Origin of the sequence: Streptomyces himastatinicus ATCC 53653 (assembly GCF_000158915.1) — a bacterium.
In the GTDB taxonomy this organism is placed as follows: Bacteria; Actinomycetota; Actinomycetes; order Streptomycetales; family Streptomycetaceae; genus Streptomyces; species Streptomyces himastatinicus.
Map to the genome: position 1 here is coordinate 235,980 of NZ_GG657754.1, position 17,050 is coordinate 253,029.

Genomic DNA, 17,050 nt, shown 5'->3' on the forward strand with positions numbered 1-17,050 from the left:
TCCGCGTCATGAAAACCTCATCTGAATCCGGGGGCTGAATCCGGGGGATCCCGGGGGCGTCCCGGTGGCCTAGCTGCCTTCGCGCCAGGCCCGCCACAGCCGCGCGTACCGCCCGCCCAGGGCCACCAGCTCCTCGTGCGTCCCCTGCTCCACCACACGTCCCGCGTCCAGCACCGCGATCCGGTCCGCCGCCATCGCCTGGGTCAGCCGGTGCGCCACGAACAGCGTGGTCCGGCCCGAACAGGCGGCCAGCACGGCCCGGTCCAGTTCGGCGGCGCCCTCGCTGCCCGCCTCCGCGGTCGACTCGTCCAGCACCACCACCGGCGCCCGGCCCAGCACCAGCCGGGCCAGGGCGATCTGGGCGACCTTGGTGACGTCCAGCCGCTCGCCGCCCTCGCCGACCATGGTGTTCAGCCCGTCGGGCAGCGCGTCGACCCATCCGTCGGCGCCGACCGTGCTCAGCGCGTCCATCAGCTCGGCGTCGGTCGCCTCGGGCGCGGCCAGCCGCAGGTCGTCGGCGAGCGGACCGGAGAACACGTGGGTGTCCTGCGTCAGGATGCTCACCAGGGCCCGGGCCCCGGCCTCGTCCAGACCGGCGAGGTCGGTCGGCCCGATGTGCACCGATCCGGCCTGCGGGGTTCCGATGCCCGCGATCAGCGCGGCCAGGGTCGACTTGCCCGCGCCCGTCGCGCCCACCAGCGCGAGCGAACCACCGGCCGGGATCGTCAGGCTGACGTCCCGGAGGACGGTCTCCTCGGCGTCGGGATAGCGGTACGTCAGCCCCTTGACCGCCACCGGATGCGGCACGGCGTCCGCCGGGGCGACGGCCGCGCCGCCCACCAGCCGGTCCTCCGCGCCCTCCCCCAGCACCCCGACCAGCCGGGTCAGGCTCGCGCCCGACTTCTGCGCCTCGTCGAAGGTGAACATGATGGAGCCCAGCGGGGTGAACAGCCGGTGGAACATCAGCGGGGCCGACGACACCTCGCCCAGACTGGCGGCATCGGCCTCCAGCAGGGCGTACCCCACCACGATGATCAGGACCAGCCCGATGAACTCGGCGCGGTTCTCCCTGCCGACGAACCGGCCGAAGAACCGGAACACATCGATGCCGAGGTTCCGCACCCGCCACGACTCGCTGGTGACCTTCTCGCGGAAGGCGCCCTCCAGGCGGTACGCCCGGACCGTGTCGATCCCGTTCAGGCCGCTGATCAGCGCCTGCGCGCGGTCCGCCTGCGCCGCCCGCTGCTTCTGGTAGAGCGGGGCGGAGCGGGGCAGGTACCAGCGCAGGGCCAGCGCGTACGCGGGCAGCGCCCCGGCGCCCGCCAGGCCGAGCCGCCAGTCCAGCCCGAACATGCCGACCGTGGCGATGACGACCAGCACGCCCGCCGAGAACACCGTGGGGACGGCCGTGCGGATGCCCTTGGACAGCACGGCCACGTCGTCACCGACCCGGGACAGCACGTCTCCCCGGCCGACCTGTTCGATCCGTGCGCTCGGCATCCCCAGCACCGCGCGGACGGCGCCTTCCCGCAGCCGCGCGAGCAGATCCGCGCCCAGCCGCCCGATCAGATACGTCGACACCGCGGTGGGCCGCCGCGCCCAGCAGCGGGGGGGGCCCCCATCAGCACCCCGATCGTGACCAGGGCCGAGCGCGGTTCGCCCTCGGCCACCCCGTCGACCACCCGGCCGAGGAGGAGCACCGGAAGCACCTGGAGCGCCGCCCCGGCCACCGTGGTGAGCACGGTGGCGGCGGTCAGCCAGGGCACCTCGCGGCAGTGCGCCGTGACCCATCGGGTGGCCACGCGTCCGGTGGCCGTGCGCAGGGTGGCCGGGGCCGGGGTGGCACGCGCGTCGGTGACGCTCACCCCCGGCCGGCCGACGTGACGAGCTGGTCGATCGCGTACGGCAGGGACAGCAGGGTGCTCTGGGACATGGCCGCGCCGACGGCCGGGCCCTCGCTGTCCAGCAGGTACGACACCTTGCCCTTCTTCACGGCGTCCAGGTTGGTGAACAGCTTGAACTTCTTCAGCGCCCGCTGGTCCGCCTTGTCGTTGATGACGAAGACGCGGTCCACGTCGACCAGGTCGACGCGCTCGGGGGAAAGGGCGGTGAAGAACTTTCCGTCCGCGACCTTGTCGATCTCGGTCTGGTAGCCGAAGCCGATGCCCGTCACCAGCCGTCCGCGCACATCGGTGGAGGTGAACGGCGCCACCGAGTTCTCGTACCAGGACAGCGCGACAGCCTTCTGGTCGGCGAACTTCGGATGCGCCTTCTTGGCCGCGTCGAGCTTGTCCTGAATGCCCTGCACCAGCTCGGTGCCCTTGTCCTCCTGGCCCAGCGCCTTGGCGATCTGCACCGCATTGTCCTGCCAGGGGGCGCTGAACGGCTCCTTCTCGCCCTTGGTGCGGCCCACGGTCGGGGCGATCTTGGAGAGCTTGTCGTAGGCGGCCTTGTCGATCTCGGAGTACACCGCCACGATCAGGTCCGGCCGCAGGGCGGCGATCTTCTCGTAGTCGGGGCCGGAGTCGCCGTTCTTCATGACGACCTCGGGCCGGGTGTCGCCCCACTTGTCCTTCACCCAGGGCCACTGGGTGTTGATGTCGGGCTTCTTGCCCGCCGGGTTCGGGTACTGGTCGACCATGCCGACCGGCTTGACGCCGAGCGCCAGCATGGCCTGGTCGTCCGTGTAGCCCAGGGAGACCACCCGCTTGGGCGCCTGGCTGACCTTCGTGGATCCGAACGCGTGCTCCACGGTGACCGGGAAGTCGCCGGAGGCGGCGGCCGGGGCGTCGTCGTTCGACGTGTCCGCCGAGTCGGAACCACATCCCGCGAGGAGGCCGACGCCGAGGGCCGCGGCGGAGAGTGCCGCCGCTAACCGCCGCCCGGGCGTCATACGCGTCGTTCTGTGGAGGAGCATCCGGAATCCCTTGCTGTCGCGCTGTCCGTTACGCCCCGTCTCAGGGCAGACACACTTTATCCCGGCAAGTGAGGCTAGCCTAGCCTTACTTGCGCATTCCTTTACGGGATCTGGTCGAGCTGAACGTGGGTGCGGCCGATCGGCACGATGAGCGGCCGGTCGCCCACCGGGTCGTCGACCACCGCGGCACGCAGGCCGAACGCCTCGTCCAGCAACTCGGCGGTGATCACATCGCGCGGATGCCCCTGCGCCAGGATCGAACCCGCCCGCATCACGATGAGGTTGTCGCTGTACCGCGTGGCCAGGTTGAGGTCGTGCAGCACCATGACCACGGTGCAGCCCGACTCGTGCAGGTCGTCCACCAGGTCGAGCACGTCGATGGCGTGCGCCAGATCCAGGTAGGTGGTCGGCTCGTCGAGGAGCAGCAGATCGGTGCCCTGGGCCAGGGTCATCGAGATCCACACGCGCTGCCGCTGCCCGCCGGACAGCGAGTCGACCGGGCGGTCCGCCAGATCCGACACCCCGGTCATGGCCAGCGCACGCTCCACGACACCGGCGTCGTCGGACGACCACTGCCGCAGCCAACTCTGGTGCGGATGACGGCCCCTGGCGACCAGGTCGGACACCGTCAGCCCCTCCGGCGCTACCGGCGCCTGCGGCAGCAGCCCCAGCTTCTTGGCCACGTCCCTGGTCCTGAGCTTGACGATGTCCTCGCCGTCCAGCACGACGGTCCCCCTGGACGGCTTGAGCAACCGCGTCAGGGTGCGCAGCAGGGTTGATTTCCCGCAGCCGTTGGGGCCGATGATCGTGGTGATCACGCCCGGCGGGATCGCCACGTCCAGGCCGTCGATGACGTTCCGGCCGCCGTACCCGACCGTGACGTCCTTGGCCGCCAGCCGTGCGAGGCCCTGGGCCCCGGCCTCGGTCTCGGTGATGCACTCGGTGCTCACAAGCCCCCCTGTATGCGGGTTTACCAACGTATTCATCATCTACCGCAGGTTCGCCCGCACCAGCAGATAGACGAGGAAGGGGCCGCCGATCGCGGCGGTGACCACGCCCACCGGGAGAGCGATCGGCAGCGCCGTGCGCGCCACCAGATCCGCGCCGATCAGCAGCAGCGCGCCCACCAGACCGGAGGCCACCATCGGCGGCGTCGGACATCGGGCCAGACGCATCGCCACCTGCGGCGCCACCAGTGCGACGAACGGGACCGGGCCCGCCGCGCTCACCGCCACACCGGCCAGCAGCACCGCGCACAGCAGCAGGACGGCCCGCACCGCCGTGTACCGGACGCCCAGGCCCGCGGCGACCTCGTCGCCCAGGTGCATCGGCTTGAACTGGAACGCGGCACACGACGCGACGACCAGGAGCACGAGCGTGCACCACAGCGCCGTACGGACCTCGCCCCACGACCGGTCGTCCAGCGAGCCGACCAGCCACGCCTGAGCGCGGGCCACGTCCTTGATGTCGGCCGTGACCAGCAGCCATGTCGTGATCGCCTCCATCACGGCGCTCACCGAGATGCCGATGAGGATGAGCCGGAGCCCGTCGATGCCGCGCCGCCACGCCAGGAAGTACACCAGCAGCCCCGTGCCGAGCCCGCCCGCGAGCGCCGCCGCGGACAGCCCCACGGTGCTTTCGACCGCCGCGGCGGCCCCGCCCGACACCGTCACCAGAAACACCGAGACCGCCCCGGCGCCGCCGGTGATCCCCAGAATGTCCGGGCTGGCCAGCGGATTGCGCGCGATGGACTGCGTCAGCGCCCCGGACACCCCCAGCGCGATCCCCACGACGAGCCCGGCCAGGGCACGTGGCATCCGCAGGTCCATGATGACGAACTGGTCGACGCGCTCGCCCCCGCCGAGGACCGTGGCGATCACCCGGGACAACCCGATGGGGAACTCCCCCACGCCGATGGACAGGCAGAACACCAGGAAGGTCGCCGCCACCAGCAGCAGCGTGACGCCTACCAGCCAGGGCCGCCACACGAACGACACCTGGCCGAGCCGCACACCCGGCGCGACCACCGATCGCTTCACTTCTGTTCCGCTCATGCTTCCTTGAACTTTCCGCGCCACACCAGAACCGCGAAGAACGGGGCGCCCAGGAGCGCCACGACCACACCCGCCTCCAACTCCCCCGGGCGCACCACCAGACGGCCCACGATGTCGCAGACCAGGAGGACGACGGCCCCGAGCAGACCCGCGTACGGCACCAGCCAGCGATAGTCCGGCCCGGTCAGATACCGCGCCACATGGGCCACCATGAGCCCGAGGAACGCGATGGGTCCGCACGCCGCCGTCGCCGCGCCCGCCAGCAGGGTGATGGCGACGATGCCGACGGCCCGGCTCAGCCCGATGTTCACGCCGAGGCCCCGCGCCACGTCGTCCCCGAGGTTGAGCAGGTTGATGGCGGGCAGCGTTATCAGTGCCAGCACCAGCCCGACCGCGATGAACGCGGTCACCGGCCAGATGACGTCGAATCCGACACCGGCCACGGAGCCCGCGTTCCAGAACCGCAGCGCGTTCAGCGACTTCTGGTCCGAGAGCGCGACCGCCGTGGTCATCGCCGCCAGGAACACCGTGATCCCCTGCCCGGCCAGGGCCAGCGTCAGCGGATTGCCGGCGCCCCGGCCGATGCTCGCCAGCCCGAACACCACGACACCGGCGACGGCCGCGCCCAGGAAGGCGAACCAGACGTACTGAAACGGATCGGAGAGCCCGAACACGGCGATCACCGACACCACGGCGAACGAGGCGCCGGAGTTCACCCCCAGCAGCCCCGTGTCCGCGATCGGGTTGCGCGTGTATCCCTGGATCAGCGCCCCGCCGACCCCCAGCGCGATGCCCGCCACGATCGCGAGCACCGTCCGGGGCACCCGCACGGTGCGCACGATGAGCCTGATCTCGGTGAGCCGCTGGTCGGGGTCCGGCCCGGCGAACAGCCCGTGCCACACCTCGGCCGGGCTCAACGCGCGTGCGCCGACGGCCAGCGACAGCGCCGCCACGGCCACGAGGACCACGACGAGCGCGCCGAGCCCCATCCCCCGCCGCCGACGGACCTCTGTGGCGCCCCCGGATACGGGGCGTTCGATTGCAGTCGTGCCCATGTCTCAGTACGTCATCCCTACCGCGCCGTGCTGCCGACTCCGTCGGCGACCGGCCGGGCCTGACGGGAAGCGGAGGTGACGCCCCGGTCGAGGAGCGAGTCCAGGATCTCGCCGACCCTGATCGCGGTGTTGGACAGCAGGGACGAGGTGATGCCGTGGGTGTGCTCCGTACCGCCCTGGAGGTAGATGCCGCAGCGCAGACCGGGATCCGTCGCGATGCGGTAGTCGCGCTCGACGCGCACCCGGCCCTCGTCGTCGCGGAGGCAGCGGTCGGCGACCTTGCCGAGGAGGTCGAGGGGGTCGACTTGGCCGTACCCGGTGGCGAAGACCACGACGTCCGCGTCCAGGAATGTCTCCTCGCCGGTGACGAGGGACCTCACGGTGGCACGGACCTGGGCGGGGGTCTCCTTGACGTCGGTGAGCCGGGACACGTTGAGGAAGCGCAGCCGCTCGGCGCCGAGGACCTTCTCCCGGTAGCTCTGCCGGTACAGGTCGTCGATGAGGTCGATGTCCACCACGGAGTAGTTGGTGTTGCCGTGGTAGTCCATCAGCTGCCGCTTGACGTCCTCGGGCGCGGCGAAGTAGTCGTCGACCGCCTCGGGGTCGAAGATCCGGTTGGCGAAGCCGCTGTCGTCGGCGGGGCTGTAGCCGTAGCGGGAGAAGACCGCGCAGACCTCGGCCTCGGGGAAGCGGCGGTGGAGGTACGCGACGTTCTCGGCGGCGCTCTGCCCGGCGCCCACGACGATGAACCGGGAGGGCGACGTGCCCTCCAAACCGTCGGCCTTCGCCAGCAGTTCGGAGGTGTGCCAGACCCGGTCACCGCGCTCCACGCCCTCCGGCATGAGCGGGCGCAGCCCGGTCCCGATGACGAGGTTGCGGGCCCGGTGGACCTCGAGCCCCTCCTCCGACCGGACCGTCACGTCCAGGTACTCCACGGCCCCGTCACGGACGACGGGCGCGACGCCGACGACCTCGTGGCCGTAGGACACCATGTCCTCGACCTTGGCCGCGGCCCATTCGAAGTAGTCGTGGAACTCCACCCGCAGCGGGAAGAGGTTCTTGTGGTTGATGAAGTCGATCAGCCGGCCCTTGCTCTGCAAGTAGCAGAGGAAGCTGAACTCGCTGGCCGGGTTCCGCAGCGTCACCAGGTCCTTGAGGAAGGACACCTGCATGGTCGCGTCGTCGATCAGCATGCCACGGTGCCAGCCGAAGCGCGGCTGCTGCTCGAAGAAGTGAGCGCTGATCGCCTCGTGTCCGCCGACGCGTGCGTTGTGCTCGTCGAGTGCGATCGCCATGGCCACGTTGGACGGCCCGAAGCCGATGCCAATGAGGTCCCGGACCGGTAAGTCGCGGACCGGCAATGCGTCACCAGGAAGAACCCGTGACATGTCACTCCCATCGTGCGGGGCAATCGCCTGTCAGGCGTGCGGAAGGTGCGAAGGGCGGGCACGCCGACGGAACGACACGCCCACAACTTAGGCGAGCCTAAGCTAAACCAGTGAGGCTGTCGATAGGTCACGACGGGGAATCGGATGTCCGCACTCGCCAACTAAGAGATCACATAGGTCCGTTGCGAAATAAGGTAAGCCTTGCTTTACTTTCCCCTGGTCATCCCCTGCTTCGAGGAGGAACCCCATGCGGGTCGTCATGTTCGGTTACCAGACCTGGGGGCACCGCACCCTGCAAGCCCTCCTGGACTCCGAACACGACGTCTTACTGGTCGTGACGCACCCCAAGAGCGAGCACGCGTACGAGAAGATCTGGAGCGACTCCGTCGCCGACCTCGCCGAGGAGCACGGCGTCCCCGTGCTGATCCGCAACCGCCCCGATGACGACGAGTTGTTCGAGCGCCTCAAGGAGGCCGACCCGGACATCATCGTGGCGAACAACTGGCGCACCTGGATCCCGCCGCGCATCTTCGACCTGCCGCGCCGCGGCACGCTGAACGTCCACGACTCGCTGCTCCCGAAGTACGCCGGGTTCTCCCCGCTGATCTGGGCCCTGATCAACGGCGAGTCCGAAGTGGGCGTCACCGCACACATGATGAACGACGAACTCGACGCCGGTGACATCGTCCGGCAGGAGGCGGTCCCGGTCGGGCCGAAGGACACCGCCACCGACCTCTTCCACAAGACCGTCGACCTCATCGCCCCGGTCACGATCGGAGCGCTCGACCTCATCGCCACCGGGCAGACGGAGTTCGCCCAGCAGGACCGGTCCCAGGCGAGCTTCTTCCACAAGCGGTCCGTCGAGGACATCCGCATCGACTGGACCTGGCCCGCGGAAGACCTCGAACGCCTGGTGCGCGCCCAGTCCGAGCCGTACCCCAGCACCTACGCCTTCCACAAGGGCAAGCGCCTCGAGATCCTGGCCGCGGTCGTGTCCGAGGGGCGGTACGGCGGCACTCCCGGCCGCATCTTCTACCGCGAGGGCGACGGCGTGGTGATCGTGGCCGGAGCCGACGCCCGCACCGGCCGCAACCACGGCCTGGCCATCACGCGCGTACGCACGGAGGAGGGCCACGAGCTGGCCGCCACCGAGTACTTCACCTCCATGGGCGGCTACCTGACCAGCCACCCCTGAGTTCGGGCACTTCGGGAGGGGTCCCGGGACCGCCGCGTTACAAACTCCGGGCAGCAACCCCTTGGAGAACCGGAGGTTCCATTGATGAGTACGGGCATGCGGCGGCGCGCCGCAACGACGGCCGCGACGCTGACCATGGCGGGCGCGCTGGGAGTCGGCCTGATGACGCCGGTGGCGTACGGGGCCGGGCACGGGCCCTGTTACGACGGGCGGTGCACCATCACCGTGTCGAAGCCCGGGACCATCAAGGTCAACAGCCATAAGTTCGGGTTCGGGAAGCTGAAGGTCACCCACATCAGCTCCCGGACCGTGAAGTTCTCGGCGACCAGCGGTGGTACGCGCCTGGGCGGCAGCACCAGTCCGGGCGGGACCGTCAAACTCAACAACCTGAAGATCTGGGTGAAGTCGGCATCCGGCCACAAGGCCAGGCTCGCCCTGTTCCCGACGCGGTACTAGATCCCCGACAGGCGTGGCCCCGTACCCGCTCGGAGCGGGTACGGGGCCATGTGCGCGGTGCGGTCAGAGGTCGGCCGCGGCGCTGTGCAGGTTCTTGGCGGCCAGGGCGAGCCCCTCGGTCTGGGAGTAGGCCGCGTCCTCGTGCTCGATGTTCACGGCCATGTCCGGGTTCACCTCCGCGAGGGCGCGCAGGAACTCGGTCCAGTAGGCGGTGTCATGGCCGAGGCCGACGGCGACGAACTTCCACGCCGGGTTCTCCGGCCAGGCGTTGCACCAGAAGCCGTAGCCGGTGGGCACCTTGCCGGGGGCGTCGGCGGGCACGCGGGTGAACGACGAGTCCAGTACGCCGCGGATGTCGGCGCCGGGGCAGAGCGTCGCGTCCTTGGCCGCGGCGTGGAACACCAGCGGGCCGAGCCACTTGATGGAGGCCACGATGTCCATGCCCTGCCACATCAGGTGCGAGGGGTCCATCTCCGCGCCGACGTTGGTGGCGCCGGTCTCGTCGACCAGCCGCTTCAGGGTGACCGGGGAGAACACCAGGTTGTGCGGGTGCATCTCGACGGCGACCCGGACGTCGTTCTCCCGGGCCAGCGCGTCGATCTCCTTCCAGAACTCGACGGCCACGCCCCACTGGTAGTCCAGGACGTCCATGTAGACGCCGTCCCACGGGTTCACGACCCAGGAGGGGTACTTGGCGTCGGGGTCGGAGCCCGGTGTGCCGGACATGGTCACCACGTGCTGCACCCCGAGCAGCCCCGCGAGCCGGATGGTGCGGCGCAGGTCGTCGGCGTGTTTCGGGCCGACCCCGGGCAGCGGGTTGAGCGGGTTGCCGTTGCAGTTGAGGCCGGTCAGCTCCATCCCGCGGTCGGCGAAGGTGGCCAGGTACTCCTCCCGTGCGGTGGCCGAGGACAGCAGCAGGTCGACCGGGCAGTGCGGGGCGGGGATGAAGCCGCCGGTGTTGACCTCCACGGAGGTCAGACCGTTCCCCTTGAGGATGTCGAGGGCCTCGGTGAGCGTGCGGTCGTGCAGACAGGCGGTGTAGGCGCCGAGCTTGAGAGCCATGGGGGTGTCTCCTCTCGTATGGGGGTGGTCAGGAGGTGGCCGGGATGGTGACGGCGGCGCCGTCGTGCTGGGAGGACTCGACGATGGCCCGGATGATCTCCATGGTCCGCAGCCCGTCGGCGAAGGTGGCGCAGGCCGGCAGCGGGTCCGCGACGCCCGCGACCTGGTCGAGGAAGGCGCGCGCCTGGTAGGTGAACATCTCGGCGTTGCCGCCGCCCACGCCCGGCGCCTCCATCGGGTAGCCGCCCTTGAAGTACGGCATCTGCGGGCCCGCGATGATGTGGCGCGCGCCGCGGGTGCGGGCGTCCGGCTGGGCGTCGTCGAAGAGGTACTCGGCGGGCCGGTGCTGGTCGAACGCCGCCCGGCCGCCGAGCCCCACGATGTCGAAGCCGAGCCCGTTGGGCAGGCCGAAGGCGGTCCGCGACAGCGAAAAGGTGCCCACGAGACCGGATTCGAAGCGCGCGGTGAAGGACGCGGTGTCCTCGTTCTCGACCTCGCCGAACTCATCCGAGACGGGCGCGGCGTTGTGGCCGACGACCGCGCCCAGCGGCAGCGGGCGCTTGGGGATCTGCGTCGACAGCGAGGCGCCGGAGACCGCGGCGATGGGACCGGCGATGTACTCGGCGGTGTCGATCACGTGCGCGCCGACGTCCCCGAGCGCGCCGGAGCCGGGTCCGCCCTTGAAGCGCCAGCTCAGCGGGCCGTTCGGATCGGTGGCGTAGTCACACCAGTAGCGGCCGCTGAACAGCGTGAGGTCGCCCAGCTCACCGCGCTGGACATGGTCGCGGACCGCGGAGATGGCGGGCGAGCGCCGGAAGGTGTATCCGACGGCCGTCACGACATCGGCGGTGCGCTCCAGCTCGGCCATCGCGCGGGCGTCGTCGAGTGATCCGGCCAGGGGCTTCTCGCACAGCACGTGCTTGCCCGCGGCGACCAGGGCCTCGGCGATCGGGCGGTGCAGATCGTTGCCGACGACGATGCTGACGGCGTCGATCGTCGGGTCCTCGGCCACCGCCTCCCAGCTGGGGAGCGCCTTCTCGTAGCCGTACCGGCGGGCGGCGTCCTCGCCGAGTGCGACGTTGGCGTCGGCTATGGCGGCCAGCCGGACCGGCGGCAGGCCGGCCGCGAAGACCGTGTTGACGTTGCGGTAACCGGCGGCGTGGGTGCGGCCGGCCATGCCGGCCCCGATTACCGCGACGGAAAGGGGCTTGCCGGACGTGGCCATGGGTGTGCCTTTCAGCGTGTGGGGGTGGTCAGGTCGACGTGGAGTGGTGGTCAGGCGGTGGTGGTCAGGCGGCGGACTGGCCGCGGAAGTGGGCCTCGATGGCTTCCATCGAGCGGCCTCGCGTCTCGGGGACGGTGCGGAGGTAGTAGAAGATGGTGGCGGTGTTGACCGCCGCGAAGAGCAGGAACGTGACACCGCCGATCGCGGCGATCAGCGGCGGGAAGGCCAGGGTCACCACGAAGTTGGCCGTCCAGGTGCCGAACACGGCCATGCCCATCGCGAATCCACGCAGCCGGAGCGGGAAGATCTCGGAAAGCATCAGCCAGAAGACGGTCGCGACACAGCCCTGCATGAACAGCAGGAACATCAGCATGGACGCCAGGACGAGGTAGCTGCGGGCGGCCGATTCGGGCAGGACCAGGAAGCAGAAGGCGATCAGCACCAGCGACACGGTGACGCCGATCTGTCCGGTGAGCAGCATCGGGCGCCGCCCGTACCGGCCCAGCAGCCACATGCCGGTGGAGACGGCGAGCACCGCGACGACACCGTTGGCGATGGTGGCGGTCAGCGCGGCCTGGGTGCCGAGTCCGGTGTCCAGCAGGATCGTGGGCGCGAAGTACATGATGGAGTTGACGCCGGTGAGCTGGGTCAGCGTGGCGAGCGCGAAGCCGAATATCACCAGGCGCCGTACCCACGGTGTGCGCAGATCGCCCCAACTGGCCCGGGGTTCTTCGGCGTCGGCCATGACGCGCCGCTTGATCTCGGCGAACTCCGGCTCGACCACCTCCGGGTCACGGATGAGGCCCAGGGTGCGGGCCGCGTCGTCGAAGCGGCCGCGGGAGGCGAGCCAGCGCGGTGACTCGGGTACGAACAGCATGCCGATCCACAGCAGCACGGCCGGGATCGTGGCCAGCGCGAGCATCCAGCGCCAGACGCCGCCTTCGCCCATGGTCTTCGCGATGACCGCGTTCGAGGTGTAGGCCAGGAGCTGGCCGGTCACGATCATCAGCTCGTTCTGGGTCACCAGGCGGCCGCGGTGTGCGGCGGGGGCCAGTTCGGCGATGAAGACCGGCACGGTGGCGGACGCGCCGCCGACGGCGAGTCCGAGCAGGATCCGGAAGAGCACCATCACCACGAGGTCCGGTGCGAGCGCGGTGCCCAGGGCGCCGATGAAGAACAATATGGCGAGCCCGAGGATCGCCCGTTTGCGCCCGTAGCGGTCGGACAGCCGCCCGCCGTACAGGGCGCCGAACGCGGCCCCCGCCACGAGCGAGGACGCGACGATCCCCTCGGTCAGGGGGTTGAGTCCGAGTCCGCCCCGCTCGGCCGAGAGGGCCATGAAGGGCAGCGCGCCGGAGATGACGCCGGTGTCGTAGCCGAAGAGCAGTCCGCCGAACGTGGCGATGATGGTGATGACGCGCAGTCTTCTGTAGACCTCCGGCGAGGCGTGGTCCGTGACTGCGGTGCCTTGTGCGGGGGCCTGGGGCGTGTCGTCCCTGACGTCCATGGCCACCTCCTACGGGTTGGTGTGCGGGTGCGGGAGCCAGCCGGGTTCAGGTGCTGCAACCATGAGACCTTAAAGCGCTTTAAAGACGCCTGGGCCAGTACGATGCCCTCCGCAGAAATGTCATGTCAATAGGTTGTCACTACGGTGTTACGCGACCCGATTGGCCACGGCTCGTCACCGGTTGCCCTTCGCGGCGAACGTGGCGACGGTGTGCACGTTGGCCTTGTCGACGAACGCCGGACCGGTCAGAACTGGTTGCTCACCGCCGCCGCTGAAGTTGCCGTTGTTCTTGTAGAGCCATAGGGCGTCGATCGCCAGGTAGCCCTGGAGGTAGGGCTGCTGGTCGACGGCGAACTGCACGCTGCCCTTCTCGATGGCGGAGATGAGCTGCTTGTTGAGGTCGAAGGTCGCGACCTTGGCCTTGCTGCCCGCGTCGGACGCCGCCTGCGCGGCCGTGAGGGCGAACGGGGCGCCGAGCGTGACCACTTCGTCGATGGCCTTGTCCTGCCTGAGCTTGGCGCCGATCGTCGACTTCACCGAGGGCATGTCGGTGCCGTTGACGTAGAGGATGTCGGTCTTGCCGTGGAAGGCCTTCTTCACCCCGGCGCAGCGCTCTTCGAGGTTGACGTCCCCCTGGGCCTGGATGACGCACAGCGCGTGCTTGGCGCCAGTGGTGTTGATCTTGCTGCCGAGCGCCTGGCCGGAGACGGACTCGTCCTGACCGAAGAACGACAGCAGGCCCTGCTTCTTCCAGACGGACATCCCGGCATTGAAGCCGACGACCGGGATACCGGCCTTCTCGGCCCGGGCGACCACGGCCTTCAGGGCGTCCGGCTTGGCCAGGGTGACGGCGATGCCGTCGACCTTCTGGTTGATCGCGTTCCGCACCAGGTTGGCCTGGTCGCCCGCGTTCTCGTCGCTGGAGTAGACGAGCTTGACGTTGTCCTTGGCGGCGGCGGCCTGGGCACCCTTGCGGATGGTGTCCCAGAAGGTGTCGCCGGCGGGCGCGTGGGTGACCATCGCGATCGTCATGCGGGGAGTGGAGGCCTTGCCGGCGGACACGTTGTTGCCCGCCTCTTGGGCCTTCTTCCCGCCGGAGCCGGAACAGCCCGCGAGGACGAGGGCGGCCGACGCGGCCACGGCCACGACGGGGACGACTCTTCGGGAGCGGGAGAGGGAGAGAGAAACGCGGTTCATGGCTCGTGCACCTCACTGTGCGACTTACGGGAGGACGGGGTGGGGAGAACAGCAGACCGAAACCGGGCGCGCGCCGTGCGCTTCGCCGGGGTGACCAGAAGTGGCCCAGAGCGATTAAAGCGCTTTAAGTGCTGGTACTATCGACTCGTTTCGAGAGCGTGTCAAGGGCGTTGTGCGAGGAGATCGCTGTCCGGGAGGTACAGGTGGACGATGCCGATTCCGAGCGGCGCCAGAACGGCGGGAACAAGCGCCCCCGGCTCGAGGACGTGGCGGCCCGCGTAGGCGTGTCCACCGCGTCCGTCTCTTTGGTGCTGCGCGGGGTGTCCGGCCCCAGCGAGCGCACCCGGCAGCGGGTCCTGAAGGCCGCCGCCGAGCTGGGCTACCAGGCGGACCGCACCGCCAGCCTGCTCGCCAGCAGGCGCACCCGGCTGCTCGGCGTCATGGTCGACGTCCACAGCCCGTACCACGCCGAAGTGGTCGACTTTCTGCACACGGCCGCCGAGGAGGTCGGCTACGACCTCGTCCTCAGCACCCTCACCCGGACCCGCGACGAGCACACCGCCGTCGATACGCTGCTGGCCTTCCGCAGCGAGGCCCTGATCCTCCTCGGCCCCACGTCCCCGGCCGACACCCTCGCCGCCCTCGACCGCAAGGCGCCGGTGATCGTCGTCGGCCGCCGGATCACCGATGAGCAGCTGGACGTGGTCCGCACCGCGGACGACGACGGGGTCGGCCAGATCGTCGACCACCTGGTGGGACTCGGCCACCGTGCGATCACCTACGTCGACGGCGGCAAGGGCGTCATCGCCACCGACCGGCGCCGCGGCTACCGCACCGCCATGCGCCGCCACGGCCTGGACGCGCACATCAAGGTCCTGCGCGGGGACAACACCGAGGCGGCCGGTGAGCGCGCCGCCCGCCGCCTGCTCGACGGCACCACCCTGCCCACCGCCGTGGTGGCCTTCAACGACCAGTGCGCCATCGGCGTCCTGGCCGCCCTCTCCCGCGCCGGTGTCGCTGTCCCCGGCGAGGTGTCCGTGGCCGGATACGACGACGACACCCTCTCCCGGCTGAGCTGCTTCAACCTGACCACGGTCAGCCAGAACGCCGAGCAGCAGGCCCGGCACGCGGTGGCCGCCGCCGTCGAACGGCTCGATCAGGGCCGTAACGACCCCTGCGAGGTCGTCCTGAGCCCGCAACTCGTCGTCCGCGGCACCGTGGCCGAGCCCGCCTGACCCCCTCCGCACAAAAGGCTCCGCACAGAATGAGGGACCCCGTGCGCCGTGCGCACCGGGGTCCCTCATTGCCACGCGGCAGAGCGCCTCAGATCAGGACTGGGGGCGGCTGCCGTGGTTGGCGCCGTTCTTACGACGGGCCTTCTTCTTGCGACGTCGCTTCGACGACATGTCGCCCTCCTTCCAACGTTGCTCTACCTGTACCGATCACTTCGGTGTTCCACGTGGTGATCATGGCGCGCGTACCCAGCTCACCACGCGTCACCCCTCATTGTGAAGCACATCACGCCACGTTCACCCGATGTCCTAGCTTGCTAGGATGCTAGCATCGCGTTGTGGGTGATGAGGACGTCAAGCAGTTCAACGTGTACCTGCCGATCGGGCTGATCAAGCAGGTCAAATACCGCGCCATCGAGTCGGGCATGTCGTTGTCGGCGCTGGTGGCCGACGCGCTGCGCGCCTATCTCGACGACGCCGACGAATCCGGGCAGCAATCGAGCGAGCAGGAGACCTGACATGGCGACCGAAGGCATCGAGGCCGTGTTCCTGACGACGCACAACTGGGGCAAGGCGGCGAAGTTCTTCCAGACCCTCGGCTACGAGCTGGAGTTCGCGACGGACCACAGCTCCGGCCAACTCCGCAACGGCGACGGGCCGTACGTGTTCATCGCCGAGGTCCCCGAGGACCAGGAGCCCGAGACGCGGATCGTGCTGAAGGTGCCCGGCGCGGAGGCGTTCCGCCCGGATCCGGCTGCCGTCGAGGTGGTCACGCCGTTCGAGGACACGCATTACGGGACCAAGGAGCTGACCGTCCGCGACCCCGACGGGCGCGTGTGGAGCCTCCAGGCTCCCGCCGGGAACTGACCCACGGCGAAGGGGAACACCATGGCAGACGGACAGATCGAGCAGATCGAGGCGCCGGACAGCACCGCCGTGCGGACCGCACTCTGGCGGGCCATGCACGTCCGGGTCGACGCGCCCCCGCATGTGGTCGAGGACGAGATCGGGCTGCGGCTGGCAGACCCCGCGGACGACTGGCGGGACCGGCCGGACATGGACCCGCGGACCACCAGCGGGTTCCGGGCGGCCATGGTGGCGCGCGCCCGGTACATCGAGGACCTGATCACCGAGCAGGCCGGACGCGGTGTCGCCCAGTACGTCATCCTGGGCGCCGGTCTGGACACCTTCGCCCAGCGCAGACCGGAGATCGCCTCCCGGCTGCGGATCTTCGAGGTCGACCAGCCCGGCCCCCAGACGTGGAAACGCCGCCGCCTGGCCGAACTCGGCTATGGCATCCCGGAATGGCTGCACCTGGTGCCGTTCGACTTCGAGGCGGGCGGCTCCTGGCTGGAGCGGCTGGCCGCCGCCGGTTTCGATCCCGGGCAACCGGCGGTCATCGTCTCCACCGGCGTCAGCATGTACCTCACCAAGGACGCCACCACCGCCACCCTGCGCCGGATCGCCGGACTCGCCCCCGGTTCGACGCTCGCCATGACGTTCCTGCTGCCGACGGAACTCGTCGACGACGCCGACCGCCCCGGCCTCCGCGCGAGCGAGGAAGGCGCGCGAGCATCGGGAACCCCGTTCCTCAGCTTCTACGCCCCGCAGGAGATGCTGGCCCTCGCCCGCGAAGCCGGTTTCCGGGACGCCCGCCATGTGTCGGGGGCGTCGCACGCCGGGCGTTACTTCGCCGACCGCGCCGATGGCCTCCGCCCGTCGAGCGGAGAAGACCTGCTGGTGGCCACCGTCTGACGCCTCG

At 69.9% G+C, this 17,050-nt stretch carries 16 protein-coding genes and 1 pseudogene; 6 read left to right on the forward strand and 11 right to left on the reverse strand.

Annotated features, from left to right (window positions below; all coding sequences use genetic code 11):
• Positions 1–69: 69 nt before the first annotated feature.
• The 6 genes and pseudogenes from SSOG_RS01005 to SSOG_RS01030 all read right to left on the reverse strand — a co-directional run bounded on the left by SSOG_RS01005 (position 70) and on the right by SSOG_RS01030 (position 7,414).
• A pseudogene (locus tag SSOG_RS01005) lies at positions 70–1,865 on the reverse strand (ABC transporter ATP-binding protein).
• A complete protein-coding gene (locus SSOG_RS01010) occupies positions 1,862–2,917 on the reverse strand; it encodes an iron-siderophore ABC transporter substrate-binding protein (protein WP_039936257.1) in 1,056 nt (351 codons plus the stop codon). Before SSOG_RS01010 ends, SSOG_RS01005 begins: the two are co-directional and overlap by 4 nt.
• A gap of 101 nt (positions 2,918–3,018) precedes the next feature.
• Positions 3,019–3,867: an ABC transporter ATP-binding protein gene (locus SSOG_RS01015; protein WP_009712319.1), complete on the reverse strand. Its 849-nt coding sequence runs from the start codon at positions 3,865–3,867 to the stop codon at positions 3,019–3,021.
• A gap of 39 nt (positions 3,868–3,906) precedes the next feature.
• Positions 3,907–4,971: a FecCD family ABC transporter permease gene (locus SSOG_RS01020; RefSeq protein ID WP_009712320.1), complete on the reverse strand. Its 1,065-nt coding sequence runs from the start codon at positions 4,969–4,971 to the stop codon at positions 3,907–3,909.
• On the reverse strand, positions 4,968–6,026 hold the full coding sequence (locus tag SSOG_RS01025; protein ID WP_009712321.1) for a FecCD family ABC transporter permease: 1,059 nt from the start codon (positions 6,024–6,026) through the stop codon (positions 4,968–4,970). The genes SSOG_RS01020 and SSOG_RS01025 overlap by 4 nt, the downstream gene beginning before the upstream one ends.
• A gap of 17 nt (positions 6,027–6,043) precedes the next feature.
• Positions 6,044–7,414, reverse strand: a complete 1,371-nt coding sequence (locus tag SSOG_RS01030; RefSeq protein WP_039936259.1) for a lysine N(6)-hydroxylase/L-ornithine N(5)-oxygenase family protein — start codon at positions 7,412–7,414, stop codon at positions 6,044–6,046.
• Between the two features lie 247 nt (positions 7,415–7,661).
• On the opposite strand from SSOG_RS01030, the gene SSOG_RS01035 reads away from it, so the two are divergent.
• The gene (locus SSOG_RS01035; protein WP_009712323.1) at positions 7,662–8,609 is read left to right on the forward strand and encodes a methionyl-tRNA formyltransferase; all 948 of its coding nucleotides are present in this window, start codon (positions 7,662–7,664) and stop codon (positions 8,607–8,609) included.
• 84 nt (positions 8,610–8,693) lie between these two features.
• Positions 8,694–9,065 (forward strand): hypothetical protein, encoded by a 372-nt coding sequence (locus SSOG_RS01040; protein ID WP_009712324.1) that lies wholly within the window; start codon positions 8,694–8,696, stop codon positions 9,063–9,065.
• 63 nt (positions 9,066–9,128) lie between these two features.
• Here the strand turns inward: SSOG_RS01040 and SSOG_RS01045 are convergent, their stop codons facing one another.
• From SSOG_RS01045 to SSOG_RS01060, 4 genes are all read right to left on the reverse strand, one after another.
• On the reverse strand, positions 9,129–10,127 hold the full coding sequence (locus SSOG_RS01045) for a sugar phosphate isomerase/epimerase family protein (protein WP_009712325.1): 999 nt from the start codon (positions 10,125–10,127) through the stop codon (positions 9,129–9,131).
• A gap of 28 nt (positions 10,128–10,155) precedes the next feature.
• On the reverse strand, positions 10,156–11,352 hold the full coding sequence (locus SSOG_RS01050; RefSeq protein WP_009712326.1) for a Gfo/Idh/MocA family protein: 1,197 nt from the start codon (positions 11,350–11,352) through the stop codon (positions 10,156–10,158).
• Positions 11,353–11,416: 64 nt separating this feature from the next.
• Positions 11,417–12,859, reverse strand: coding sequence for a sugar porter family MFS transporter (locus tag SSOG_RS01055; protein WP_009712327.1), 1,443 nt, complete (start codon positions 12,857–12,859; stop codon positions 11,417–11,419).
• Positions 12,860–13,033: 174 nt separating this feature from the next.
• Positions 13,034–14,056 carry a sugar ABC transporter substrate-binding protein gene (locus tag SSOG_RS01060; protein WP_009712328.1) on the reverse strand — a complete coding sequence of 341 codons (1,023 nt, stop codon included), beginning with the start codon at positions 14,054–14,056 and terminating at the stop codon, positions 13,034–13,036.
• A 203-nt stretch (positions 14,057–14,259) separates the two neighbouring features.
• On the opposite strand from SSOG_RS01060, the gene SSOG_RS01065 reads away from it, so the two are divergent.
• Positions 14,260–15,291 (forward strand): LacI family DNA-binding transcriptional regulator, encoded by a 1,032-nt coding sequence (locus SSOG_RS01065; RefSeq protein ID WP_039936260.1) that lies wholly within the window; start codon positions 14,260–14,262, stop codon positions 15,289–15,291.
• Positions 15,292–15,384: 93 nt separating this feature from the next.
• On the opposite strand, the gene SSOG_RS58190 is transcribed toward SSOG_RS01065, so the two are convergent.
• Positions 15,385–15,462 (reverse strand): 50S ribosomal protein bL37, encoded by a 78-nt coding sequence (locus SSOG_RS58190; RefSeq protein ID WP_370443954.1) that lies wholly within the window; start codon positions 15,460–15,462, stop codon positions 15,385–15,387.
• A 164-nt stretch (positions 15,463–15,626) separates the two neighbouring features.
• On the opposite strand from SSOG_RS58190, the gene SSOG_RS01070 reads away from it, so the two are divergent.
• The 3 genes from SSOG_RS01070 to SSOG_RS01080 are packed head-to-tail and all read left to right on the forward strand — an operon-like array spanning position 15,627 to position 17,043.
• Positions 15,627–15,806 (forward strand): ribbon-helix-helix protein, CopG family, encoded by a 180-nt coding sequence (locus SSOG_RS01070; RefSeq protein WP_009712330.1) that lies wholly within the window; start codon positions 15,627–15,629, stop codon positions 15,804–15,806.
• Between the two features lies 1 nt (position 15,807).
• Positions 15,808–16,155 carry a VOC family protein gene (locus SSOG_RS01075; protein WP_009712331.1) on the forward strand — a complete coding sequence of 116 codons (348 nt, stop codon included), beginning with the start codon at positions 15,808–15,810 and terminating at the stop codon, positions 16,153–16,155.
• A 21-nt stretch (positions 16,156–16,176) separates the two neighbouring features.
• Positions 16,177–17,043: a class I SAM-dependent methyltransferase gene (locus tag SSOG_RS01080; protein ID WP_009712332.1), complete on the forward strand. Its 867-nt coding sequence runs from the start codon at positions 16,177–16,179 to the stop codon at positions 17,041–17,043.
• Positions 17,044–17,050 lie beyond the last annotated feature (7 nt).